At 52.9% G+C, this 22,816-nt stretch carries 26 protein-coding genes; 22 read left to right on the top strand and 4 right to left on the bottom strand.

What is annotated here, in order from left to right:
* Positions 1–335: 335 nt before the first annotated feature.
* On the top strand, positions 336–1,370 hold the full coding sequence (locus V4U84_RS14110; RefSeq protein ID WP_334077377.1) for a leucine-rich repeat domain-containing protein: 1,035 nt from the start codon (positions 336–338) through the stop codon (positions 1,368–1,370).
* 18 nt (positions 1,371–1,388) lie between these two features.
* Here V4U84_RS14110 and V4U84_RS14105 read toward each other — a convergent pair whose 3' ends face one another.
* From V4U84_RS14105 to V4U84_RS14095, 3 genes are all read right to left on the bottom strand, one after another.
* The gene (locus V4U84_RS14105; protein ID WP_334075207.1) at positions 1,389–1,730 is read right to left on the bottom strand and encodes a hypothetical protein; all 342 of its coding nucleotides are present in this window, start codon (positions 1,728–1,730) and stop codon (positions 1,389–1,391) included.
* 1 nt (position 1,731) lies between these two features.
* Entirely contained in the window at positions 1,732–2,331 is a 600-nt protein-coding gene (locus V4U84_RS14100) for an ImmA/IrrE family metallo-endopeptidase (RefSeq protein WP_334077376.1), read from the bottom strand.
* A 129-nt stretch (positions 2,332–2,460) separates the two neighbouring features.
* Positions 2,461–2,823, bottom strand: a complete 363-nt coding sequence (locus V4U84_RS14095; RefSeq protein ID WP_334075209.1) for a helix-turn-helix domain-containing protein — start codon at positions 2,821–2,823, stop codon at positions 2,461–2,463.
* A gap of 263 nt (positions 2,824–3,086) precedes the next feature.
* On the opposite strand from V4U84_RS14095, the gene V4U84_RS14090 reads away from it, so the two are divergent.
* Positions 3,087–3,572 carry an ArpU family phage packaging/lysis transcriptional regulator gene (locus V4U84_RS14090; protein ID WP_334077375.1) on the top strand — a complete coding sequence of 162 codons (486 nt, stop codon included), beginning with the start codon at positions 3,087–3,089 and terminating at the stop codon, positions 3,570–3,572.
* Positions 3,573–3,651: 79 nt separating this feature from the next.
* Here the strand turns inward: V4U84_RS14090 and V4U84_RS14085 are convergent, their stop codons facing one another.
* A complete protein-coding gene (locus V4U84_RS14085; protein WP_334077374.1) occupies positions 3,652–4,137 on the bottom strand; it encodes an RNA polymerase sigma factor in 486 nt (161 codons plus the stop codon).
* 249 nt (positions 4,138–4,386) lie between these two features.
* On the opposite strand from V4U84_RS14085, the gene V4U84_RS14080 reads away from it, so the two are divergent.
* From V4U84_RS14080 to V4U84_RS13985, 20 genes are all read left to right on the top strand, one after another.
* Positions 4,387–5,097 (top strand): response regulator transcription factor, encoded by a 711-nt coding sequence (locus V4U84_RS14080; protein ID WP_334077373.1) that lies wholly within the window; start codon positions 4,387–4,389, stop codon positions 5,095–5,097.
* Positions 5,094–6,566: a sensor histidine kinase gene (locus tag V4U84_RS14075; protein WP_334077372.1), complete on the top strand. Its 1,473-nt coding sequence runs from the start codon at positions 5,094–5,096 to the stop codon at positions 6,564–6,566. The genes V4U84_RS14080 and V4U84_RS14075 overlap by 4 nt, the downstream gene beginning before the upstream one ends.
* A complete protein-coding gene (locus tag V4U84_RS14070; protein WP_334077371.1) occupies positions 6,553–7,698 on the top strand; it encodes a hypothetical protein in 1,146 nt (381 codons plus the stop codon). Before V4U84_RS14075 ends, V4U84_RS14070 begins: the two co-directional genes overlap by 14 nt.
* A gap of 220 nt (positions 7,699–7,918) precedes the next feature.
* Entirely contained in the window at positions 7,919–8,638 is a 720-nt protein-coding gene (locus V4U84_RS14065; protein WP_334077370.1) for an ABC transporter ATP-binding protein, read from the top strand.
* Positions 8,635–10,011, top strand: coding sequence for an ABC transporter permease (locus V4U84_RS14060; protein ID WP_334077369.1), 1,377 nt, complete (start codon positions 8,635–8,637; stop codon positions 10,009–10,011). Before V4U84_RS14065 ends, V4U84_RS14060 begins: the two co-directional genes overlap by 4 nt.
* Before the next feature lie 42 nt (positions 10,012–10,053).
* Positions 10,054–11,130, top strand: a complete 1,077-nt coding sequence (locus V4U84_RS14055) for an efflux RND transporter periplasmic adaptor subunit (RefSeq protein WP_334077368.1) — start codon at positions 10,054–10,056, stop codon at positions 11,128–11,130.
* Between the two features lie 310 nt (positions 11,131–11,440).
* On the top strand, positions 11,441–11,611 hold the full coding sequence (locus tag V4U84_RS14050) for a hypothetical protein (RefSeq protein WP_334075218.1): 171 nt from the start codon (positions 11,441–11,443) through the stop codon (positions 11,609–11,611).
* A gap of 8 nt (positions 11,612–11,619) precedes the next feature.
* The gene (locus V4U84_RS14045; RefSeq protein ID WP_334077367.1) at positions 11,620–12,513 is read left to right on the top strand and encodes a hypothetical protein; all 894 of its coding nucleotides are present in this window, start codon (positions 11,620–11,622) and stop codon (positions 12,511–12,513) included.
* An 11-nt stretch (positions 12,514–12,524) separates the two neighbouring features.
* The gene (locus V4U84_RS14040) at positions 12,525–12,743 is read left to right on the top strand and encodes a hypothetical protein (protein WP_334075220.1); all 219 of its coding nucleotides are present in this window, start codon (positions 12,525–12,527) and stop codon (positions 12,741–12,743) included.
* A gap of 1 nt (position 12,744) precedes the next feature.
* Positions 12,745–14,205 carry a phage tail sheath family protein gene (locus V4U84_RS14035; protein WP_334077366.1) on the top strand — a complete coding sequence of 487 codons (1,461 nt, stop codon included), beginning with the start codon at positions 12,745–12,747 and terminating at the stop codon, positions 14,203–14,205.
* Positions 14,206–14,224: 19 nt separating this feature from the next.
* Positions 14,225–14,641 carry a phage tail tube protein gene (locus tag V4U84_RS14030; RefSeq protein WP_334077365.1) on the top strand — a complete coding sequence of 139 codons (417 nt, stop codon included), beginning with the start codon at positions 14,225–14,227 and terminating at the stop codon, positions 14,639–14,641.
* Positions 14,642–14,695: 54 nt separating this feature from the next.
* On the top strand, positions 14,696–15,154 hold the full coding sequence (locus tag V4U84_RS14025; RefSeq protein WP_334075223.1) for a phage tail assembly chaperone: 459 nt from the start codon (positions 14,696–14,698) through the stop codon (positions 15,152–15,154).
* A gap of 201 nt (positions 15,155–15,355) precedes the next feature.
* Entirely contained in the window at positions 15,356–17,161 is a 1,806-nt protein-coding gene (locus V4U84_RS14020) for a hypothetical protein (RefSeq protein WP_334077364.1), read from the top strand.
* A gap of 14 nt (positions 17,162–17,175) precedes the next feature.
* Positions 17,176–17,817 carry a LysM peptidoglycan-binding domain-containing protein gene (locus V4U84_RS14015; RefSeq protein WP_334077363.1) on the top strand — a complete coding sequence of 214 codons (642 nt, stop codon included), beginning with the start codon at positions 17,176–17,178 and terminating at the stop codon, positions 17,815–17,817.
* On the top strand, positions 17,814–18,785 hold the full coding sequence (locus tag V4U84_RS14010) for an XkdQ/YqbQ family protein (RefSeq protein WP_334077362.1): 972 nt from the start codon (positions 17,814–17,816) through the stop codon (positions 18,783–18,785). Before V4U84_RS14015 ends, V4U84_RS14010 begins: the two co-directional genes overlap by 4 nt.
* Positions 18,775–19,137 carry a hypothetical protein gene (locus tag V4U84_RS14005; protein ID WP_334077361.1) on the top strand — a complete coding sequence of 121 codons (363 nt, stop codon included), beginning with the start codon at positions 18,775–18,777 and terminating at the stop codon, positions 19,135–19,137. The genes V4U84_RS14010 and V4U84_RS14005 overlap by 11 nt, the downstream gene beginning before the upstream one ends.
* Positions 19,130–19,585, top strand: coding sequence for a DUF2634 domain-containing protein (locus V4U84_RS14000; RefSeq protein ID WP_416367246.1), 456 nt, complete (start codon positions 19,130–19,132; stop codon positions 19,583–19,585). The genes V4U84_RS14005 and V4U84_RS14000 overlap by 8 nt, the downstream gene beginning before the upstream one ends.
* A complete protein-coding gene (locus V4U84_RS13995) occupies positions 19,585–20,703 on the top strand; it encodes a baseplate J/gp47 family protein (protein ID WP_334077360.1) in 1,119 nt (372 codons plus the stop codon). Before V4U84_RS14000 ends, V4U84_RS13995 begins: the two co-directional genes overlap by 1 nt.
* Positions 20,696–21,331 carry a YmfQ family protein gene (locus V4U84_RS13990; RefSeq protein WP_334075230.1) on the top strand — a complete coding sequence of 212 codons (636 nt, stop codon included), beginning with the start codon at positions 20,696–20,698 and terminating at the stop codon, positions 21,329–21,331. Before V4U84_RS13995 ends, V4U84_RS13990 begins: the two co-directional genes overlap by 8 nt.
* Positions 21,312–22,796: a phage tail protein gene (locus V4U84_RS13985; RefSeq protein WP_334075231.1), complete on the top strand. Its 1,485-nt coding sequence runs from the start codon at positions 21,312–21,314 to the stop codon at positions 22,794–22,796. Before V4U84_RS13990 ends, V4U84_RS13985 begins: the two co-directional genes overlap by 20 nt.
* The last annotated feature ends 20 nt before the right edge of the window (positions 22,797–22,816 follow it).

The raw sequence follows: 22,816 nt of genomic DNA, 5'->3' as shown, positions 1-22,816 counted from the left end.
GTCCCGGCCGATTTGAGTTAGACAATGGAATAGGGGTCAAAGATTCGGTTTCGTTTCCTTTGCGATTGCATCCCAGTTATAATGATTTCATAGAACGAAATGATGTTCGAAACGGACAAAGCAAATATACTCCGTTACCAAAAAAACTAGCGCCCCTTCAGACAACCTTGATAACAGAGAATTCCTGCATATCTGCATGTTTTTTTCTTGTTTGGAACAAAAATTTCAAAATGCCTGCAATTCTGCAGGAATTTTCGACGAAACCGGCTCGTTTCTCTAAAATCTCTAGAAATGCCTGCAGAATTGCATCTTTTGGAATTGGGAGGGTTGGAAAGTTGGGAGAAACGTGGACGGCTTCAATGAACGGTGCGCCATGGACTAGAAACAAAATGAACAAGGCCATTAAGTTGTTAGAACCAAGAGCCATCATTTCATATGTCATTGATATCGACAAAATTGAGGATTTATTGGATTTGGATCAACATGTATTTGCAAAACGTCAGGATTTGATTTTATCAATCAGTTGCGTGGACACGAAAAGTCGTTATACAACGGAGCTGTTGAGAACTGTAGCCCAGTTAAAACATGTTTTTGCCCTAAAGTTAAACTTAAATCAAAGCTGCGATTTGAGTATGTTAAGTCAGCTTTGTCATTTGAATTACCTATCGATTGCTAGTAAAAAACCGATTAACCTCGATTTTGTGACCGACTTTAAGCAACTGCAATTTCTTTCGCTAGATGGGCAATTTACCGATTTAAGTCCTGTCGGAAATTGCTCTCGGCTGGATACGTTGATTTTGCGCTGTACTATAGATGAACTAGGTTTCGTTAGCCGCCTGCCACTGATTCACTGCCTCTATATTCATGATTGCGGCTTGGAAAGTCCATTGAGCACATTGGCGGATTCAAATATCAAGATACTTAGCCTGGCATCCATACGCAATTTGCTTAGTTTGGACGCATTGGCATCGCTGCACCAACTTCATTTTCTTCACTTATCGCTACCCAAAGTGGAGTTTTTGTGCGATTTTTCTAGTATGAAGCAGCTTAAGCAGTTGGAGCTTAATCGGATGAAATCATTAAAGAACATCGATTTGTTACGAACCGCGCAGCGTTTGGAGAGCTTAAAATTGTGCGAGATTTCTCCAGCGATCAAAGCCCGCGATTTCGAACCGATACTTCATTTGCAACATTTGCGGGAACTGGATTTTCGTTTCATTGACTTTAATAAGAAACGAATTGCAGCCATGCGCGAACTTGTAATTCAAGCAGGATTGGAACATATCCTCCACGAAAATATTCCCGAGGATCGGTTAAATCCCTCCATAGCGGATAAACATATGGCCAAATACAAACTTGGTACAGGGTGAAAAATACGAATACGACCGCTACCGAAGTAGACGGTCTCCCCACTTAACCCCCAATACCTCCTCCGCATCGGCAATCTGCACAACAAGCACCGTAATGTCGGCCGCCGGGTGGCGGCGGGCGAGATTCGGCAGCAGAATGCCGAGCTCTTCCTCGTCGTCGCGCTTCAGGACGAGGTCCTCCAGGAGAACGGAGGCGACGATCCGGTCCTCGAAGCCTTCGGGTTCAAACGGCTCGAAAGGCCCCCGGAGCGGCAAATACAAGATGTCGCTCCAGTTCGGCTCTCCCGGATCGAACCTGATAACCAGCTGCAGCGGCCGGATTTCCTCGGATACAAAGTCGCAATAGAGGGCGAGCTTCATCTTAATTTCCTCCGGAATTGCCGCTCAGCTGCCGCTCCAACTGAGCCATGATCCGTTTGGTCTCCCCCGACCATGGGGAGGCGGATTGCCTCTGGCGGTCCGCTTCCTTGGCGGCGGCGATCAGGCTGCCGTGGAGCACCCGCCGTTGGATTTGGTCCAGACGATGCTCCGCCAGCCCGCAGGGTACACGGAATGTTTCCGCCAGGTAAGCGATCGCTTCGGAGCGCTGATCCGGCACCGGCAGCTTGGCGAACATATAGAAAGGAATGGCCGCATAGAGTACGAACTGTTCCGCTTCCGTCTCCTGGGCGCTCTTGAACATAGCGGGCATGATTCGCTGATCTCCGGCATGCCTGAGGACATGGCATAATTCATGGAAAAAAATTACCCGGGCGGTCACATCGTCCGCATGCTTGTTCAGGAAAATCACCCGCTCTTCATTGTCGGAAAAAGACGGGCACTCCTCATAAACCAGATCGATATCGAAGGCGTTCGCGATATGTTCAATATCGTGCTCCGCCGGACTAATGATGCCATGAGTCAAATATTTGCCGCTGATCCATTGCTCCAACTCGGTTTCCCTGTAGTAGGAGAATAACATGAAATCACCTCAAAAAGAGAATATATGTTCGGTATGTAACGGAAAAGAAGGGCCCTTAGTCATGAAGGGCCTGATTCTGGTTGTAGACTTGTCTGAAGATACTTATTCGACGCGCCTCTATTAATTCCTTTAATTTTTTGTATTTTCGTTGCCGCCGTCGAGCAGCTTTTTCTTCTGTTCCCGGTAGGCCTTGAGCGCGGCTTCCATCATCGCGATTTCGTCCGACGTGTAGGCTTCGGGTCCGCCGTAAAAAGACATGCTCGCTCCCTTGTCGTAAGACTCCGAAGGCACCTCGGTCCTGCCGAGCAGGTAGTCCGCGCTGCTGTCCAAGGCGTCCGCGATGCCGCGCAGCGCCTCGGGATCCGGCTTCCGGTCGCCGGTTTCGTACCGGGACAGTTGAACGACGGTTAATCCCGCTGCGGATGCGAGATCTTTTTGCGTCATATTCTTTTTCTCCCTAAGGAATTTGATCCGATCCCCAAGACTCTGCATTGGAACTCCCCGTTTTTTATGGTTTCCTTTAGTATAACACGAAGTTGCCAAAATGGTAAATCGAGTTTGTAAATAAGTTTGGGAAATAATTGACATTACCATTTTGGTAATATAAAATAAGATTAAAGTTACCATAATGGCAAATTACAATAGATTATTGAGAATGTTTAGGAGGAAAAACTGGTTTTTAGAAAATCAATGGTGGGATGGTTGTTACCAAATTGGCAAGTTGTTGATGGGAATATGTTCAGGGAGGGATTGCCGTGGGAAGAAGACGTACACATCCGTTTATAACCGTATTTGATACCATGTCCATTGATTATGCCGCTTCGCGGGCAGCAGTCGAAAAGCGGCTGGAGGAGGTGCGGCAGTTCCGGCAAATCGGTTTTGTCCGTCAGCAAGCGGGGATGACGGTCAACTACGAACCGAGGTTCCACGGGGCCACCCATGTGATCAGCAAGCCGGCGGAGCGAACGGCCATCCGGAATGTGGACCGTGAGGCCGAGTTGATCCACAAGTCGGAGCTGCTCGATCAGGCGATGGAGCGTCTCACAAAGATACAGCGCGAAGTGATCGAGCGCAGCTATCTGGATGACGAGGGCGAGTACGACTTTATCAGCTGCGGGGAAATGGGGATCAGCGACCGCACCTACCGCCGCATCAAAGCCGACGCGATCCGCATCCTCGCGCTGGCGATGAAGCTTGAGGTATGCGCGAACGATGCGGTGCCGGAGGCGCGGGAGGGGTAGGAGGAGAAGAAGGAGAAGGCCGGCCGGAACGCCGGCTTTTTTCGATTGTGAATTCCTGCCATTGAGATGATTGCTATTTTCAGGAGATTACTTTATGTTTGGATCTCATTCGCTTGACTGCGGAATGGACGGAAGATTTGATCATACTTTCGCTGCAATTCATCAGCTGCGCCGTTTCTTTTATTGTGTATCCATGAATGATGCGAAGTTCCACGATCCGGCGGTGTTGTTGATTACCGATCAGTGAGACCATCTCGTGAACTCCCTCCTCGATTTCCAACTCCAAGGTATCCTGATAGAAGCGGGGGGAGTTAAGGCGGCTATCCCGTTTCGCTGTCCGTACCTTTTTTCTGAACGCGTCGATGGCCAGATTCCGGGCAATCACTTTTAAATAGTAAGGGATACGGGATTCTTCAAGTTCTGATTTCACATTCATCAGACGGATGAAGCAATCCTGCACAAGGTCCTCCACATCCTGCTGATGACGCAGTATCCGGGATAAATACCTCATTAGTTCCGCTCTATATTGAATATAAGCTTCATTAAGCTGTCTTTGGTCCAGCATAAACATGAATTCCCCTTTAAGCATAAATTTCCAGCACTCAGCTTCAAACATGACTTGGCTGTAACACAGTATAATGGGCTTATGTATCCAGAGCATGGATATTTGTATCCGATTTGTAACATTTCAGTTGTTTTTCTGTTCAAACCGGCTTCTTGCATTCAAAATATGGACAGAACCCTGTCAGTACGGGGAGTCTGAGAGTCAAGCATATCAACGTCTTAGGAACAAGGAAAAGAGGATGGCATCAAGATGTCGAAGAGGATTTTGATTATCGAGGACGAGGACTCCATTCGGGATATTTTGTCTTACTCCTTAAGCAAAGAAGGTTTCATTATTCATCAGGCCGCAAGCGGGTCGGAAGGATTGCAGTGGATGGAACGGGAGCGGCCGGATCTGGTGCTGCTGGACCTGATGCTCCCGGACATAAGCGGCTTTGATATATGCAAACGGCTGTCCGTACAGTGGAAAATTCCGGTCATTATGATCACGGCCAAATCCGATATGCTGGACAAGGTGTTGGGGATGGAATTGGGAGCCGACGACTATATCACCAAGCCTTTTGATATCCGGGAGGTTGTCGCGCGCATTCGCGCGATTTTTCGCCGAATTGATCTGATCAGCGAGACGGTGGAGAAAAAGGCGTTCGATATCGTCCGATTGGGCCGGCATATCGAAATCCGCAAGGATGAGCGGGAGGTTTTAAAAGACGGCGAGCGGGCGGGGTTGACGAATAAGGAATACGATCTGCTGCTGTTTCTTGCCACAAACCAACATAAGGTGTTCACCCGGTCCGAACTGTTGGACAAAGTGTGGGGATTTGAATTTGCGGGAGATACGCGTACGGTGGATATCCATGTGCAGCGCATCCGGAAGAAACTGGATCGGGACGATTCGGAAATGTCGATCATTGAGACGGTTTTCGGAGTGGGTTACAAATTGAACGCGCCGGTGCAGTCATGAAATGGACGATCCAGTTTAAGCTGGTGCTGCTGTTCTCGGGTCTCGTTTTTTTGGGGTTTACCGTGCTCATTATGCTGTCCGGCAAAGTCGGGGTGGATAGCCTTTACGGGGAAGTGGATGAGGATATGGGTCACTTCAAAAAGAACCTCGATATCGCGGTGAACCAATATTTCCTGATCCATAATCTTCGGATGAGCGAGAAAACGCTGGCGATGGAGAATGCCGAGCTTACCGGCCAAATCGGCAGTGCCGTCGGCGGGAAGGTGACTCTTTTCCGCCCGGACGGAACCCCTTTACAAAAAGGGGATGCGTCGGGTGAAGTGCCGTTGCAACCCCGGTCGGATGTCACGAAAACGGATGGCGAAGGCAAGGTAGTTTACACGACTTACGTGGAGAACAACCGGATGATCGCGAGGCTAACCTTTCCTTTGACGGCTCGCAATTCGGTTGTCGGTATTCTTCAATTCGATAAGGATTACAGCGATCTGTACGAACGTCACGTCCGGTACCAGGAGACGATCAAAAATTTCGCCGCTCTGATCTTCGGGTTTGTGTTCCTGGCCTCCGTGCTGATTTCCAAAAAAATAACGAATCCGATCCGCGTGCTTACGAGACGTTCCGCCGAGGTGGCGCAAGGAAACCTCGTCGCGGATATCCGCATCAAGACCCGGGACGAGATCGGTGAACTGGCAACCAGCTTCGCGGCGATGATTCGGCGGATTCGGGAACAAATCGACGTCATCGAGCGCGAGCGGGATGAGGTGAAACAGGTGCAGGCGCGCAGCAAGACCTTCTTTGACAATGTGACCCATGAACTGAAGACGCCATTGACCACCATTTTGGGTTACGCGCAAATACTCAAGGACAACGGTTTTACCGACAGGATGTATTTTGACAAGGGATTGGATTATATCATTAAAGAAAGCCGGCGTTTGAACGGGATGGTTGCCGACATCTTGGAGGTCTCGGTGTCATCGAATCCTTTGCCGGTTTACCGGTTCGAAGTGATCGATGCCGCGAAGGTCGTGTGGGAAGCCTGCGAAGATATGTCCATTAAGGCGAGCAAATACAATATTCATATTCAATATAAGCTGGAGGAGCGGCTTGAAGTTCAGGGAGACCGCCACAAACTAAAGGAGGTGTTCCTGAACGTGTTGGATAATGCGATCAAGTATGGTTATGTGAACTCTTCCATTACCGTGGAAGCTTTTCGGGAGGATGCCATGGTGGCGGTGCTGATCACCGACCAGGGAGAGGGGATTTCGCCCGAAGCGCTGAAGCTTGTATTTGAACCGTTCTACCGGGTGAGTGAGAAACATCGGAATGAAAAAGGCAGCGCCGGCTTGGGCTTGTCCATTGTCAAACAAACGGTGGAATCCCATGGCGGCCGGGTAGAGATGGACAGCGAATTGAAGAAAGGGACCCGCGTCAAAATCCTGTTGCCGGAGGACAGACATGGGACGACGTAAATTTTGGGCAACTTACCGGAACAAACTGATCCTTGCCGGAATTCTGATGGCCGGAGTCGGGGGAATTTACAGTTTGGACAATCTGTTCAATCTGATCTATATCCAGCCGCGTACGATCGAGCTGCCCGGCAGCCAGTTCGACAACAGCCTGCCTCTCAAGCCGGGCGATGCCTTTTCGATCGAGTCGGCGACGAAGCTGCCGAATGATTTTGCCGTCTATAACTTTGAAGCTCTGAATCATAATACACTGGTCCTGAACCGGGCCGACGCCTCCTACACGGGAATGAAGCTATCCCTGCTCCACCTGGATGACAACCGGGTGAAGGATATTGATTCCAGTGTTTTGTATAACACGTTTTCCTTTTGGAACAGCACGCTGATTTATTCGCGGTACCGTTCGAATCAAACGCAGGAGACGTATGCTTACGATCCGGTATCGGGGCAAAAGAAACGGCTGTTATCCGACAAAGCCTTTTTAATGAACCGCGTAGGGGACGAGATGTACATCGGCTTCGATGGTTCGACATACCGATTATTTGACCTGAAGACAGGGAAGAAGGAAATGTTGTTCACCTACGAACAGCTGCAGGAAGAGATCGCCAAGGCTGCCGGGATCAAAGCCAAAGACGTCTATCCGATATCCTACATTTCGCCCGGCCCGGACGATCACCAGGCTTATATGCTTGTTCAGTTGGGCGAGCATTCGGGGATTTTCCGGTTTTCATTAAAAGGAAATCCGGATGGAACGCTATTGACGAAGGCCGATGAAATTTTAGACTTTCAGGTGTTGAAGAACGGCGATCTGCTGGTTCGGGGAACGGTGGCACACGTGCAGGGGCTGTATCGCTACCATTCCGGATCGGGAGTATATGAGCTCCTGAAACAAGGCCTTATCTGGGGGGTTCAGATCGATGAGGAGCAATTCCGTCTCGCCTACCTGCTTGGAACAGATAAGCAAACGAACGAGGTGCATGTCGCCTATCTTCAAGAAACAGGTCTGGCTTCGGATACGGTCGTTTACCGGAACATCGACCAGTTTATCAAGTTAAGCTGGAAGGCAGACGACCTGTTCGTTCTGGGCAGCTCCATGGAGAACAGCGAAATCTACCGGTTTACCTTCAGACCGTGGTAATCGATTCTTTGCCCGGAGTATGGAATTATTGAACAGTCTTGCCTCTGAGAGACCGAAGTACAGCTGAAACTGTGCCCGGGACTTTCAGGGGTATTTTTATTGCTTGCAGATGTTACAACCTGTATACAACTCAGGTTAAATCCGATACAACCGGCTCCTATAATGGAGGGATAGAGGCGACAAGAATACATACTTTGCTTCGTGGTCAGGAGGGGATAATATGTTGCGCGTAGATCAGGTCAGTCATGCCTTCCGCAGCGCTCAAGGGGTCGTCCCCGTATTGGAAGGAATCGACATGACCGTGAACAAGGGGGAGATGGTGGCTCTGCTGGGCAGCTCGGGCTCGGGCAAGTCGACCCTTCTCAACTTGATGGCCGGATTGATGAAGCCGGATAAAGGGAGCATTTGGATTGCCGGCACGGATATTGTTCGGCTGGGGGAGAACAAGTTGGCAGAATTTCGCCGCCAGCATATCGGTTTTATCTTTCAGGCTTATGAACTGATGTCCAATTTGACGGTAAGGGAAAATGTGGAGCTTCCGCTGGTCTTCATGGGCATGCGGCCCGCCCTCCGGCGGAAAAAGGCCGAAGCGCTTTTGGAACAGGTCGGTCTGGCCGGGAAGGCGGGACTCTTTCCGTCACAGCTGTCCGGTGGCCAACAGCAGCGGGTCAGTATCGCGCGCTCGCTGGTTACGGAGCCATCCGTCATTTTTGCGGACGAGCCGACCGGAAATCTCGATACGGAGACCGAAGAAGAAATTCTGGCCATTATCCAGCGGTTGAACCGGCAGATGCAAACCACTTTTATCATCGTTACCCATGAAGCGGAGGTGGCTGACCAGATGCAGAAGGTCATTACGCTGCGGAACGGAAGATTGATCGGGGAGACGACAAATGAACTGATGAATGAACTTGAGATGGAAAAAGGAGAAGCATTGTGAGAACTGTTGATGTGTTGCGCATGGCATGGGGGCAGATCATTCGCAGAAAAGTGGTCACCTTGCTGTGCATGGCCGGTTTGGCCATCGGCTGTGCGGCCCTGATTATTGCCTTGAGCGTCGGGAAATCGGTACAGACGTATAGCGAGAAGACCCTTAACGAGAATTACCACATGGACGAAATTACCGTATCGCCGAACGAGGGGATTTCGAGCGGCGGGGGAGGGCGAAAAACCGGAACTTCAAATTCGGGGTTTGACCGCGGCGCACTCACCCCGCGCAAGCTGGAAGTCATCCGAAATCTGCCCCATGTGGTCTCGGTAGCCCCCATGCTTAAACTCGATTATATGGAAATGGTGACGTCCGACGGGCGCTCCTCGGGTGTGGAGGTCATCGGAACGGAACTGGCTTCGTTACGCGACTTTGGCTATCGCTTCGCGCAAGGTTCTCCCTCGGAAACGAACGGTGCGGCCGTGGTCAATTATGGGGCCACGTACGGATTGGTGGACCCCAAGGTCATACAGCAGATGCAGGAGAAGCTGTCGGAGGACCCGTATAATGACGAACTGCTGAAACAATTTACGGATTTAATGTCGGCTCCTGCCGACCTGTACCAGAACCAGATCCAATTCAAAAGCCCTGACCCGGCCGACATGACGAAGATGCGGACAAGCGCGTCCCTGCGGGTGATGGGCGTACTGAAGCTTCAGGAAGGAACGAATGCGAACAATGCGATGTATGATAAGAAGGTTTACATTTCCCTGGATACCGCACGCATGCTCCAAGATCAGTTTCAGAACAGCGAGGCGGGTTCCGGCGGGAGCGGTCGTCTTAACTCCGCGCTCGTTAAAGTGGAAGACAAGAAATACGTGGCCCAGGTGGAACAGCAAATCCAGCGGCTGACGCTGCGAACGGAAAGCAATTTGTTCCAGGAGCAGGCCCTGAACGAACAGTTGGACCTGTATCGCAAAGCCGCGCTGGGCATTGGCCTATTTGTCATGATGCTGGCTTCGCTGTCCATCATTGTGGCGATGATTATGTCAACCCATCAACGGCGCAAGCAGATCGGCGTCATGAAAGTGCTGGGAGCCAATCTATGGCAGATCCGGGAGATGTTCATCGTCGAGGCTGCTTTATTGGGGCTCCTGGGGGGGACAGTCGGGATATTGATTGGGTTTCTGGCCATCGACCAGGTGAACGCGCTTCTCGCCAGTCAGATGATGTCGCAGGACGGAGGCCCCATGACGGTGGTGATTGAGTTGTCCACGCTTCCCGCCGGCATGGTCTTTGCTGTGGTGGTAGGGGTGCTTGCGGGCATCTACCCGGCGATCAGCGCCTCCAGGACAAATGCCCTGCGGGTTATCAAGTCGGCATAACGAGTTTAACCGGCAGAAATGATGAGGAAAGGGATTATAGAGATGAAGACATGGATCAAAGGGATTCTCGCCATCGTGATTTTGGCGGGAGCGGGGTACTGGATTTATCAGAAGTACAAGCCGGAGCCGGAGCTTCCGGTGGAGACGCCAGCCCCGATTACATTTCAGGTCACTCAGGCGACATTGGCCCAGAAAGTGCAGGTTAAAGGTAAATCTTCCTATGCCGAACAGACCGAAGTTTTCGCGCCTTTCTCGGCGAAGATCCGGGAGTGGCGGGTGAAGAACGGTCAGCAAGTTAAAAAAGGCGATCTTCTGTTCACGCTCGATACCCAAACGCTGGAGAGCGAAGCGAAGCAGTTGGAGAGCGAAATCGAGAAATCCAGGGTGGAGCTGGACTTGAACAAGCTGACCTTAAATGCGGCGGAGGATACGGAGCCCCCGGGGGCCACCGAGGAGGAGCGGAAAAAGGCTTATGCCGACAGGGAAGCCAAACGTCAAGCCCAAACATTGAATGAGAAGGCGCTGGCATTGAAAATGAAGGAGCTGCAAGCCAAAAAGGAAATTATCGGCAACGCGGCGGTTCATGCCGCGGCAGCGGGCGTGTTCGTTCTGTACGATACGGAGAACAAGACCCGTATGGCTTCGGAGGGGCAGGTCCTGGGAACGATCGTGAATACGGACAAGCTCCAATTCCTCGCCTCCATTTCCGAGGCGGACATGTTTCGCATCAAACCGGGAATGAGTGTGAGCGTGAAGGCGACCGGCAATTCCGACTTGAAGCTGTCGGGCAAGGTCGGCAGTATCTCCAAGTTTGCCCAAAAAGGGGCGAACACGGATCCGAAGCTGCCTTCCCAATTCGATATGGTGATTGATCTGGAGCCTGTCCCGGGGCTGATCGGAGGCCTGAGTCTCGAGGGGACAATTGAGACGCTGCGGAAAGAAAACGTGATAGCCGTGCCGTCTCTGGGCGTTATGCGCGATAAAGAAACCCCGTACGTTATGCTGGACCAGGGCAACGGACAGTCGCAAAAACGCGTCATTCGGACGGGGCTCGAAGTGGACGATTTAACGGAAGTGGTGGAAGGTTTGAAGCCGGGGGATGTGGTTCTCATTCCGTAAGGCTTCTTGGATGCGGGATGGGCGGAGTGCGCTTGATTAACGGGAGGAAATCCCGTTAATTTGACGGAGAAGCCGTTTGCGCCCCTGCGGAAGCGGGGGAGAATGATAATGGACAAAAAATAAGAACACACGTTCCTGTTTTTGTCCGGTTTTTGCCCAGTGTGTGTCCATTCGCTCGACTTTAGGCATGGTAAATTTATATTGTGGAAATCGAGTGGACGGGCGGTAAAGTAAATGCCTCCTGATCACTCTAAATAAACTTGAAAGCCGCTGACCCGTTCAGCGGCTTTTCTTATGGGAGGGAAGCGATTTGCGAAACCGCAGCAGCAACAATAAAAATCCGCCGCTTCGGACCGATGCGGATTGGACCCGGCCGGAGCGGTGCGTCCGCTGCGTTTGGGGCCGCTTCGAAGGAAGCCGGCAGTTTTGCAGCCTGCCGAGATGCGTCGCGGCGGGAAGCCGCCCGGTGGAAGGGAGGTGAGTTGGATCATGCTTGATTCCATGATTAGGACGACCTATGACAAGCTTCGAGCCTCCATCCCGGAATTGCGGGAAGTCTATTTCCACTCCCCGCCTGCCGGAGCGGATGCGCCGAAGCCCTACGCGGTATTGGCCGCGGGAAATGATAGCGGGGAAAGTCACGGATCCGGCCTTTGGAAAGGCTTCAGGCATCTGATGAATATCGACCTTTACGTTTCCCAGGCTTCCCCGGCACAATCGCAGTCATCGGACCCTTTGCAGACGCTGACCGCCGCTTTGAACGCAGCGCTGGATAAGCAAATGCTGGAGGACGACGCGATTGGCAAGTTCGCCCTGCTCTCCCTCGGCCCCGCCGGCCCCGACCGGGTGGACGAGGAGCGCCAAGCCGCGGTAAGAACGCTGCATTACGCCTTGGTGTCGCCCAAACCTTTAGCCGGGCAGACGCCGGTCGTCAGCGACCCTTGGCTTACGGCGCTGGCGGATTGGACGCAAAAGCGGCTGGGCCGTGCATGGTCCGTACACACCGGGAACTGGCCGATTGGGGCGGGCTCCCCCGCGATCTTATGGCGGGTAGTCGAGATGAGCGCCGTTCCCCAGGGGACGAAGGTTTTTGAAGTGCGGAAGCGGGTGACCGCTTTTTTTCATGCCGCGGATGCCGATCAGGAGCATGCCGCATTACTGCAACTGCTGGAAGGCTTGGGTTCGGCGGCGAAAATTCCGCTCGTAGCGGAGGAAAGAACCTATGTGAAGGTATCCGAAGCACAGGTAAACACCAAAACCGTGGCGGACGGCTATTCCGCGACGGGGGAAGGACCGTTAAGCGTGACTTTAAGCCGGAGGGTGACGCAGGCATCCGCGGACGCTCCGCTCATGCAGCACGTTTATTATCAATCTCATATTTGAGGTGAACCATTGTGAAATCGAACAAAAAGCTTGCCGAGACGGCCAATAACATCAAGGCCCCAGGGGAAGCTGTATATCCCCTCGATGAACTGGCGAAACACAGTGCCGCTCTTTTGGGCGTGAAATCGGAAGTACTCTTGGGGGCGGTGCATGGGGCATCGCGGGACAATTTTAGCGTAAAAGAGGCCAAACAACGGGTCCAACAATTTTTGAAAAGGAAGGTGCAGTAATATGGCAGGAGGAAATTGGAACGTTACCAATCAACCGGAACTTCCCGGTTTGTACATGAATTTTGTGAGCGCGGCGGGAACGGCGATTCAGCCGGGAGCCCGCGGTGTGGTGGTCGCGCCGGTGAAGTCCCATTGGGGACCGGTCGGGCAATTCGTGGAGGTCGCCAGCGAAGCGGCGATCCGCGAGTTCTATACGGAAGATGAATCCGAAGGGGCCACGGCTTTTACAACCCTGTACTTGGCCTTGTTGGGCGGCTCCCAAAAGCTGCTGGCTTACCGGATCGCGGACAGCACGGCCGCGCCCGCGGCGCTGACGCTGAAAAACGCGGCGGCTGCCGAAGACAGCGTGCTGCTTAAAGCCAAGTACCCGGGCAAGCGCGGCAACAGCTTTAAAGTCACGATCCAGCCGAGCCTTACGGTGGCGGGGACGAAAGAGCTGAAGCTATACGAAGGAGGGACATTGCTGCGGACGATCGCCATCGGCGACGGGGGAGCGGCCAAGGCCGCAGCGGCGATTAACGAGGACACGGGCAACCGGTGGGTGATTGCGGAAAAAATCGCCGACGGTACACTGGCCGACGTGTCCGGGGAGTCTTTTGCCGGCGGGATGAGCGGTATTTCGGGTGTTACGAATGCGGATTACGTGAAAGCCACCGAAGCGTTCGAAACCCAGGACTTCCATGTGCTTACGCTGGACGGCGTAACGGATGGGGCGCTTCGCGCCAGCATGGCCGCCTGGCTGAAACGGGTGCGCGGCGAAGGAAAAGGCGTTATCGCCACGCTGGGCGGTACGGCCGCCGAGGATACCGGTGCGGATGCGGTCAACCAGGCGATTGCGCGCAGTGCTGCTCTGGATTTTGAGGGGATTGTCAATGTGGGCACCGGGGCCAAAATGAACGGAAAGTCGTACTCTTCCGCCCAAGTGGCGGCTTGGGTCGCCGGACTGATCGCCGGCCAGTCCCTGAAGGAATCGGCCACGTACGCCGTCTCCCCATTTGAGGATGTGACCCGGCGCTGGACGCGGTCCGAGCAGGAAGCGGGCGTGCAGAACGGGGTCTTGTTGCTGGTGCATGACGGCCGGAAGGTCAAGGTGCTGCGGGGTGTGAACAGCCTGGTTACTTTGCGGGAGGGCCAGAACAAGGGCTGGAAGAAAATCCGCAAAATCCGCGTTCTCGACCAGATCAATGCCGACCTGCAGCGCACCGCCGAGGATCATTATATCGGCAAGGTGAACAACACCGAGGAAGGTCGGCTTGCGCTGATCGGCGCCGGAAAGCAGTACCTGCAATCTCTGGCTATGGAAAATGTCATCGAACCGGCCGGGTTTGATGTGACGCTGGATCCGCGTTATTACGGAAGCGCGCCGCAAATCCAGCCTGAAGACGATCAGGTTTACTTGACGTGGACGGCGGATGACACCGATGTGATGGAACAAATTTTCGGCACGTTCTACGTGCAATAATTTAGAGGGGGAATAGCAAATGGCACAATATCTTGATCCAGGCCGCGTCATTATGGGGACGTTTGGCCAGATTTTTATCGATGGGGTATGGCAGTCGAACTTGAACCATCTGGAGGCCAATGTTGAAGCGGAAAAACGTGAATTGAATCTGGTCGGCACGGACTACACCGTTTTTAAACTGGGGCGTAAAAAAGGAACCGGCACGATGAGCGGCTACAAAGTCTCGTCCGAGATGATCTCCCGTGGTTTCACGAAGTTCTCGATCATTCACAAGCTCGATGACCCGGAAGCTTATGGATTCGAACGGATTGAATTAGTCAACTGCATGGTTGACAAAATTCAGTTGGCCAACTGGACCGCAGGGGAAGAAGTGGCGGAAGAAACGCCGTTTACGTTCGAGTCGTATGTGCTGAAGGACCCGATTACCGTGTCCTGATTTTTTGGAGAAATAGCAATGGTTATACGATGAAATGAAGGAGGAAGCAAAGCTATGAGCACGGAACAATGGAATGAACAGGATATTTTGGACGGTCTCTTCGAGACGGCAGCCAATCTGCCGGAAGAGACCATTTTTATTGGGCGTTTAAGCCTGCGGATTACACTGCGGGGGCTGACTTCCAGCAAGGTGGACTCGATCCGCGAACGCTGCACGGTCCGTAAAACGGCCAAAGGCCAGGTGACCGAAAAAATCGACAGTGAGCTTTTTAATGCCGCCTTGATTAAGGAAGCGACCGCGGCTCTGGAGGTCGTCAAAAAGCTGGAGGATGGCGGAGAGCAATGCGTCAAACTCAGCGGCTGGGGAGACGACCGGCTCATCAGCCGCTTGAAACTGTCCGGCGGTGAAGAAGCCGTGCGCCGGATGCTGCTTGCCGGGGAGTTGGACGCGGTAGGCGATAAGGTACTCGAAATTTCCGGCTTCGGGGTGGACATCGACGACGTAAAAAACTGATCGACTCCGGCGGCATGACGACGCTGCTGTTCCATCTGTGGACACGGCATCATCTTCGCCCCGGGGAATTCTGGTCACTCCCCAAGGGGGAGCGCCTGCTGCTGCGGGCTTTTTCGGAAAGGGAGCTGGAGTTAATGGCTTCGGCCTCTTCGCCGTAGGCCCTGATGCGGGCGCACCGGGTTTGGAGAAAGGAGGTGGCATATGGCTAAAAAAGAAGTGATTGACCTGGATTTTGAGATGGACAGCCGCGAAGTGGATCAAGCGGACAAAAAGCTTCGCAGTTTGGATAAACTGCTCCAGCAAACCCAGCGGCGGGCATCCGTTTTGGGCAAGACCAAAATCGCGCCGAAAATCACGCTGGAGGATCGATTTTCGGCAGCCGCGGATAAGGTGGAGCGCAGGCTCTCCAAGCTTCGGCGCACGACCGTTCGCCCCATCGTCGGTCTGGTGGATGGCGTAACCGCCGCGGCCGCGCGCATTCGCGCCTCCCTGTTGGGGCTCACCGGTACGCCTTGGCGCGTCCGGGTGGAAGGCGTGGATTGGGATGGGGTGGTCGGCAAGCCTTTGATGGAGCTTTTGAGTAATGAGTCCATGTTTATGGAGGCGGGGAAGAAAGCGGGAAACGCATTTTCTCAGTCCTTTATGTCCGCATTCGATTCCAAAAGCCTTGACGCCAAAACGGGCGGAAAGTCTGGGGGCAGCGGTGAGAAGGGTGCTGATTCCGGTTCCGGGGAGAAGAAGGATGATAAAAAATCTCTTACTGATACTCTGAAAGATTTTAGTAAAGACCTTACGAAGGATTTGGTAAAGGATATTTTAAAAGATGAAATAAAAGGCTTAATCGACAAAATGCGAGGGAAAGACGAAAAGAAAACTTGTATTTGCATTTGTAAATGCAACTGTGGCGGTGGTTCGGGCGGACTTTTAGACGGTGATTTGGGTTCCGATTCCGATGATGACGGAAAGAAGAAAAAGAAACGCAAACGAAGAAGAAGGGGTCCGGGCTCAAAAAATCCTATGGTTGGCCTGGACAACGAGTCAAAGGACCCTACCAAATCTTCGAACAGGAACAAAGCCGAGCAAGGCGGTAAATCAAAAGGCACCCGAAGAGTTCCCGGGAAAACCAGGCCGGGACGATGGGGAGGGCTCCGGTCCGTCGGATCATGGCTCAGCGACGGGATGAACTCTCTAAAAAATACAGGAGCCAATTGGCTGCAAAACGGAAAGACACGGGTCGTTAATGGTGTTTCCACTTTAAAGGAGAAAAGCTCGGGCTTCCTAAAAAAGGGTGGAGCTTGGATTGGTAATGGTTTTTCCTGGCTTAAGGAAAAAGGTTCTGGTCTGCTTAGTAAAGGCGGAGATTGGGTTGGTAAGGGAGTCTCCTTCGCCAAGGAGAAGGGATCGAATTTGCTCAAGCAAGCCGGCGGATGGTTCGGGAAAGGCATGAAGTTTATGGGGAAATTAAAGCTTCCCGGCCCGCTTGGCCTGCTAACGGATGTCGGGGCTTTTGCCACAGCCGGATCAAAACGGGATAAGACCAAGGCGGTTACCTCATCACTCTTATCGATGGCAGGTGGTGCTGTTGGCGGCTTTTTCGGTTCTATCGTACCGGGAGCGGGCACGGCTGCGGGAGCAACTTTGGGATCTATGGCCGGAGACTTCCTAGGCGACAAGCTAGGGGGCTTTCTATTTGATATTTTTAAAAAGCCAGAAAAGAAAAGTAAAGCTCAAGCTCCAGCTGCCAGCGCCGATACTCCTGCTATGAGAAAATCTTTGCAACGATTGCCAGAGCGACCGCAAATCCCTTCAAAAAAGGATGAAACCAGAGAATTTCCGGTTGGTACTCAAGGAATGCCGTCGGCTGTTCCGAAAATCAATGTCGTTGTGTCCAAAGGAGCCGTCAATTTAACCATCAATAAGGATGAAATCAATTACGACGAATTGGCTAAATTGTCTGGCCATAAAATTGCCAACGAAGTTCGCCTCGCCATGCAAAACGTCAGCTAAGGAGGGGAGCGCGCATGGAAATTCAATTGAAGGATGGCGCGGGAAATGTCTTTCATTTCCCCGTCAATCCCGAGGAAATCACGATATCCCGGGGGAAGGCCCTGGAGACTGTCAATATTCTGTCTCTTGGAGAATACGACTTTCCCGCAGGAGAGAAGGTGAAGGAAATCGCCTTCTCTTCTTTTTTTCCGGCGGTGTATGATGCAGGATACTGCAATTATAGCGATATTCCCGATCCTCAGGAAGCGATGAACCTCCTAACCAAGATGATGAACAGCAAACAGCCGGTGCGGCTGATCATCACGGGGACGGCGGTCAATGTGCTGGTCATGGTCTCGGCCCATAATACCACGTTTAAAGGTGGGGAACCGGGGGATGTTTATTTTGAGCTGACGGCACGGACGTGGCGCGACATGAAGGTTCATACGAATGCGGCAGCGGCAGCGGGAAAGTCGACGAGGCAAGCCAGCCGCCCGGACACGAAGCCAAAGCCCAAAACGTACACGGTCAAATCAGGGGATACGCTGTCGAAAATCGCCAAGCTGGAGCTTGGCAGCAGCGCCAAATGGCAGGCGATCTATAACGCCAACGCCAAGACCATCGGGAAGGACCCGAACAAAATCAAGCCGGGCCAAAAGCTGGTGATGCCTTCATGAGCTATGAGGTGGTGCTGCAAAACAAGTATTATCTTCGTGCACTGGTCGAGAGCATATCGCTGAGCGATTCGCTTGATCAGATCGCCTATCAGGCTTCCATCACCATGAACATTCCGGCGGATTTTCCGGGAGTTGAACCCGGGCAGGAGATTCGTATCAGCGGGGTGCCGTTCGGCGAATCCGGGCAGGTCCCCCTACTGCATCCAGGGGTTGTTTGGGATTGCAGCAGCACGGCCGGTATGACCAAGAAAATGACGCTCACGGTCTACGACCGGACGATCTATCTGGCGAAATCGGAGGACGAGTGTCTTTTTGCTGCGGGGGGAACGGCTTCCGGGCGGATTAAAAAGTATGCGGCGGATTGGAATATCAAGCTTGCCCAGGTCCCGGACACGAAAACCAAGTTGAAAAAATCGGTGTACCGCGCCCAGACAATCTACAATATGATCATGGCTGACTTGAAGGAGACGGTGAAGTCTGGCGGCGAGATGTATGTACCGCGGATGACGTCCGCCGGGCTTGAGCTGTTCAAAATCGGCGGCAACAAAACCGTCTGGAGATTGGAAGGTATTGAGGAGGCAACGCAAAGCCGGACGTTGGAGGAAACGGTAACCCGGGTGAAGGTGCTGGGTTCGTCGGCCGGAGAAGACGCACCTTCCAAGGTGCTGGCCATCGCCTCGGGGCAAACCGCCGAGTATGGCGTGCTGCAACGGATCGTGCAGGATGATGATGTCAAGACTGCAAACGCCGCCAAAAAATTGGCCGAATCGATGCTTACCGGCAAAGGCGTAACCTACTCCGTATCCTGTACGGACTTGAACACGATCCGCGCCGGCGATAAGGTCAATTTTAACGGGCTTGGTTTAATCGTCACGTCGGTGACTCACCAGCTTGGCGATCCCGGGCATATGACCTTGGAGCTGTCTTCTTTTGAGGACGTAAAAAGGAGGTATTTTCTTGACAGTTGATCCTTATACGGCGCTGGCGGTGACTTTGCGGGACAATGCCGCCAACAGAACGAAGGAGGCAATTTCCGGAGTCGCCGTTGAGATTGGCACCATTACGGCCTCCGGTTTGAAGCTGGACCGGTTCAAGCATGAAATAGGGGATTATTATTTGGCCGAATTTCCCGGAACGTTGAAGCTGCCCGAGTTAATGCTGACATCGGTAGATGCGGTGAACTATGCTTTTAAACCTTCCGAAACGAAGGAAGCCTCGCTGAGGCTTGAATATAAACCGGGAGATCGGGTTCTTGTGATCCCGTTGAACGGAGGGCATGACGCAGTCGTTATATGCAAGGTGGTGAGCAGAGGTGGCTAATCTTTTTCCGGAAGCGCTGGAACAGTCTTGGGAAACGGAACCGGCGGCTGAAGGGCAAGCTTCTGAAATCCAGTTCGGACGAAGCTGGCGGTTTGACTTTGACCGGGGGGAGTTCGTCTTGACGCCTTCACGAAAAGTTGCCCCGGCCGACAGCACGGAAGCCTGGGTGATGTGGTGCCAAAAGGCGATCCGGACACCGCGCTATCGGCATCTTATTTATTCGCGGAATTACGGACAGGAATTCGAGGATCTGATCGGCAGAGGATACGGCCGGGCCGTTCAGGAGAGCGAGATTCAGCGGATCGCCAGGGAAACGTTAATGGTCGATCCCCGCACGGCAAGCGTGGAAGGGTTTGTTTTTGACTGGGCGGGAGAGCAATGCCGGTTTTCCTGCCGGGTGATGAATGTTCAGGAAGAAGCGATAGTTTTGGAAGGGAGCGTGAGTTGATGACGGAGCTGCCATTATTTTTGCAGGAACAAACGGAAGAACATATTATGCAGCGGATGCTGGCGAGGGTGCCTTCGGATATCGACAAATCCGAGGGCTCTTTTATTTGGGACGCCCAGGCCCCGGTGGCCTTTGTGCTGGCGGAAGCCGCAGGCTGGGCGCAGCAGGTGCTGCAGCGCGGTTTCGCGGGGACGACCTTCGGGTCGTACCTCGATTTGCGCGCGGCGGAGCACGGGGTCGCCCGGCGGGCTGCCGTGGCCGCGATCGGGACGGTTCGCTTCACCGGCGCCCCGGGGACGGTGGTCCCGGCGGGAACCGTTGTCCTGACACCAGCGGACGAAGCGACGAATGAGCCGTCCGTGGAGTATGAAACGACGCAGCCGGTGACTTTGGGGACAGACGGGACGGGGAGTGCTCCCATCCGGGCTTTGGTGCCCGGGCGTTCGGGCGTCGTTGCGGCGGGCGTCATTACGCTGATGTCAACGCCGGTCAGCGGGATTACTGCCGTGGTCAACCCGGAGGAAACGCGCGGCGGCGCCAATACGGAATCGGATGAGCTGCTGCTGGAGCGTTTTTACGCCCAGGTCCGCAATCAGGGCACCAGTGGCAACAAGGCGCAGTACATGAAATGGGCCGGCGAAGTGCCCGGCGTGGGCGGGGTGCAGGTCAGGCCGCTCTGGAAAGGCCCGGGCACCGTCGGGATTTATTTGCTGGACGCGGACAAACGGGCGGCGAACGCTGAAATCGTGGCCGCGGCTCAGCAGCATATCGATCCGACGATGGATGGTCAGGGCGAAGGCATGGCTCCGGCAGGTCCCGTCGTGACGGTGATGGCCGCGGAAGAGGTGCCGATCGCGATCTCCGTGAAGCTGACGCTGGCCAGCGGGGTGACCCTGCCGGAGGTCAAAGCACAGATCGAAAGCGGTTTGCGGGGATATTTGAAACTGCTCGCTTTTGCCGATCCGCTGGTGAGATTCACGCGGATTGCGGCGATCCTGCTCGATATACCGCCGATCATCGATTATACCGACCTGACGGTGAACGGCAAGGCGGATGCGAACATCGAGATTTTGCCGGGGCAGGTCGCCGTGCCGGGGACGGTGGAAGTTCATGAGTAGTGCGGGAGTTACGGCGAGTGCGGCGGTTGCCCCGGCAACCGGGAGCGTCCATGAAATCTCCAGTCCGCTGGGGCGCGAGATGTTTTCATTTTTGCCGGGATACTATGAAAACTCGCGAGTGATGAGCTCGGATATAAACGCGAAGGGCGCTGAACTGGATGAGCTTTATCGGGCGCTGAATGAGACGTTGGATCAGTTTTTTGTGCGGACGGCGACCTGGGGGCTGGATCGATGGGAACAGGAATTGGGTTTGGCCACAGACAGGGAAAAGCCGTTGGAGCAGCGGCGGGCTCTGGTGGAGTCCAAGCTGCGCGGGGCGGGGCAATTCTCCGGACGCCTGGTGAAAAACGTGGCGGAAGCCTATGATGGCGGAACGGTCGACGTGACTTTCGCGCCTTCCGAGTGGAGTTTCACTATCAAGTTTATCGATACGATCGGCATTCCGCCGAATCTGGACGACTTGCGGGCGATGATCGAGGAGATCAAGCCGGCGCATCTGGCGGTAGAGTATGAATTCAGTTATTTGGTGATCAAAGAGCTTCACGGCGTCAAAACATTGAGCGAGATGCAGCAGCTCCCTTTATCCAAATTTGCAGGAGGTGGTTCCCTTGGCCAGCAAAACGCCTAACCTTGATTTATTGAAAAAAGACCCCGTCGCGGACGGGAATGACACGTTTAATATTGAGACGATGCTGAATGAGAACTGGGATAAGATTGATGCGGCGGTGGGGAATGTAAGCATTCCCGATGCTTCTTTGACTGAGAAAGGGAAGGTCCAACTTTCCAATGCTACAAACAGCAGCGCTGAGGATATGGCCGCCACACCAAAAGCCGTTAAGGACGCTACGCTGGAAGCCAAGTCTTACACGGATCAGCAGATTGGACTGGTGACGGAAACGGGAATTCCCAAACTGGTAAGTTATCCATTGAAAGTCGTAGCCACCGTTGACAATCAGACGGTTTTTGAAATTCCTTTGGACCTTTTTGATGCGAACACGGACACCTTACTTCTTGCGATTAATAGGGCCTTCCTGGACTCGACACAGTACACGATATCCAACACGGTCAGAGATGAATCGGGCACGGTTACCCGGCGGGCCCAAATCACCCTTTTGTCTGGGGTAGCCGCGTCGACCGAGTTGATGATGATGGTATTCAAAAATGTGCCTATTGGTTCGGACGGGGCAATTAACGGAGCCGTTCTGGCCGTAGATACTGTGCCGATGAACCGGGTAAGCGGTTTGGAAGCGCAACTGAATGAGGTTTTTCAAGCTGGCAATGAGCGTAAAGCGGAAGTGGTTGCCGCGCTTGTTGCCTTAGGGATATCGGCATCCGCTTCGGAGAGCTGGGATTTGTTGATAGATAAAATGGCCACCATTATTAAGGCTACTGGAAATGCGGGCGCAAGTGAATTACTGGAAGGTAAAACAGCGTCTAATCTAAATGGATCCTTTACGGGAACTATGCCTAATAGAGGAGGAGTTGTGATTACACCTTCTACGATGAATCAGGCGATCCCTATGGGTTACCACAATGGTGGCGGATATGTAGTAGGTGATCCGGCTCTCACCCCTACAAACCTCCCAAAAGATGTGGCTTTGTTTGGAGTTCAAGGGGCTTTGGAGCGATTAACCACGGTTGATAGAGATGCTATGATTGCAGCAATTGCCTCTAAGGGTGTTTCGGCATCTCCTTCTGATACAAACGCTCAGCTTGCAGAAAAAATAGCACAAATTAGAACAGGGCTTCAATTTCAAACCGTGAGTTTTAGTGAGGTTGGTCCCGGTCCTTTCTCAATCTCAAATCTGCCGTTTAAACCTGAAATCATTATGGTGCGAATAAGCATGTATTTTACAAAAGGAACTTCTTATTGGACGCGTATAGATGGTGAGGGTGCGGTTGTTTTTTCAAGGGATAAGGGTTCAATTGGCGGATTTAGAGGAGACGTTAAGACGGAGCGAGATAGTAGTTTATCTTTTTCGGGCTATGTTGAAAATGTGGTCTTTAATGATAATGGGGTTACCTTTAGTATTTCCTCCGGGGCTTCCAAATATGATTATAGGTTGAGTAGTTGTACGGTAATTGGAACTTAACTGTGGATAAAAAAACGTGG

This window comes from Paenibacillus sanfengchensis (assembly GCF_036864765.1).
Lineage (GTDB): Bacteria > Bacillota > Bacilli > Paenibacillales > Paenibacillaceae > Fontibacillus > Fontibacillus sanfengchensis.
The sequence above is the reverse complement of the archived record's forward strand: the minus strand, read 5'-3'. Positions and strand labels throughout refer to the sequence as shown.

Bases quoted from the DNA above. Each gene is read 5' to 3' on its own strand.
- V4U84_RS14105 (WP_334075207.1), bottom strand. From the start codon at position 1,730: ATGAAGCTCGCCCTCTATTGCGACTTTGTATCCGAGGAAATCCGGCCG.
- V4U84_RS14100 (WP_334077376.1), bottom strand. From the start codon at position 2,331: ATGTTATTCTCCTACTACAGGGAAACCGAGTTGGAGCAATGGATCAGC.
- V4U84_RS14095 (WP_334075209.1), bottom strand. From the start codon at position 2,823: ATGCAGAGTCTTGGGGATCGGATCAAATTCCTTAGGGAGAAAAAGAAT.
- V4U84_RS14085 (WP_334077374.1), bottom strand. From the start codon at position 4,137: ATGCTGGACCAAAGACAGCTTAATGAAGCTTATATTCAATATAGAGCG.
- V4U84_RS14080 (WP_334077373.1), top strand. From the start codon at position 4,387: ATGTCGAAGAGGATTTTGATTATCGAGGACGAGGACTCCATTCGGGAT.
- V4U84_RS14075 (WP_334077372.1), top strand. From the start codon at position 5,094: ATGAAATGGACGATCCAGTTTAAGCTGGTGCTGCTGTTCTCGGGTCTC.
- V4U84_RS14070 (WP_334077371.1), top strand. From the start codon at position 6,553: ATGGGACGACGTAAATTTTGGGCAACTTACCGGAACAAACTGATCCTT.
- V4U84_RS14065 (WP_334077370.1), top strand. From the start codon at position 7,919: ATGTTGCGCGTAGATCAGGTCAGTCATGCCTTCCGCAGCGCTCAAGGG.
- V4U84_RS14055 (WP_334077368.1), top strand. From the start codon at position 10,054: ATGAAGACATGGATCAAAGGGATTCTCGCCATCGTGATTTTGGCGGGA.
- V4U84_RS14045 (WP_334077367.1), top strand. From the start codon at position 11,620: ATGCTTGATTCCATGATTAGGACGACCTATGACAAGCTTCGAGCCTCC.
- V4U84_RS14035 (WP_334077366.1), top strand. From the start codon at position 12,745: ATGGCAGGAGGAAATTGGAACGTTACCAATCAACCGGAACTTCCCGGT.
- V4U84_RS14030 (WP_334077365.1), top strand. From the start codon at position 14,225: ATGGCACAATATCTTGATCCAGGCCGCGTCATTATGGGGACGTTTGGC.
- V4U84_RS14025 (WP_334075223.1), top strand. From the start codon at position 14,696: ATGAGCACGGAACAATGGAATGAACAGGATATTTTGGACGGTCTCTTC.
- V4U84_RS14020 (WP_334077364.1), top strand. From the start codon at position 15,356: ATGGCTAAAAAAGAAGTGATTGACCTGGATTTTGAGATGGACAGCCGC.
- V4U84_RS14015 (WP_334077363.1), top strand. From the start codon at position 17,176: ATGGAAATTCAATTGAAGGATGGCGCGGGAAATGTCTTTCATTTCCCC.
- V4U84_RS14010 (WP_334077362.1), top strand. From the start codon at position 17,814: ATGAGCTATGAGGTGGTGCTGCAAAACAAGTATTATCTTCGTGCACTG.
- V4U84_RS13995 (WP_334077360.1), top strand. From the start codon at position 19,585: ATGACGGAGCTGCCATTATTTTTGCAGGAACAAACGGAAGAACATATT.
- V4U84_RS13990 (WP_334075230.1), top strand. From the start codon at position 20,696: ATGAGTAGTGCGGGAGTTACGGCGAGTGCGGCGGTTGCCCCGGCAACC.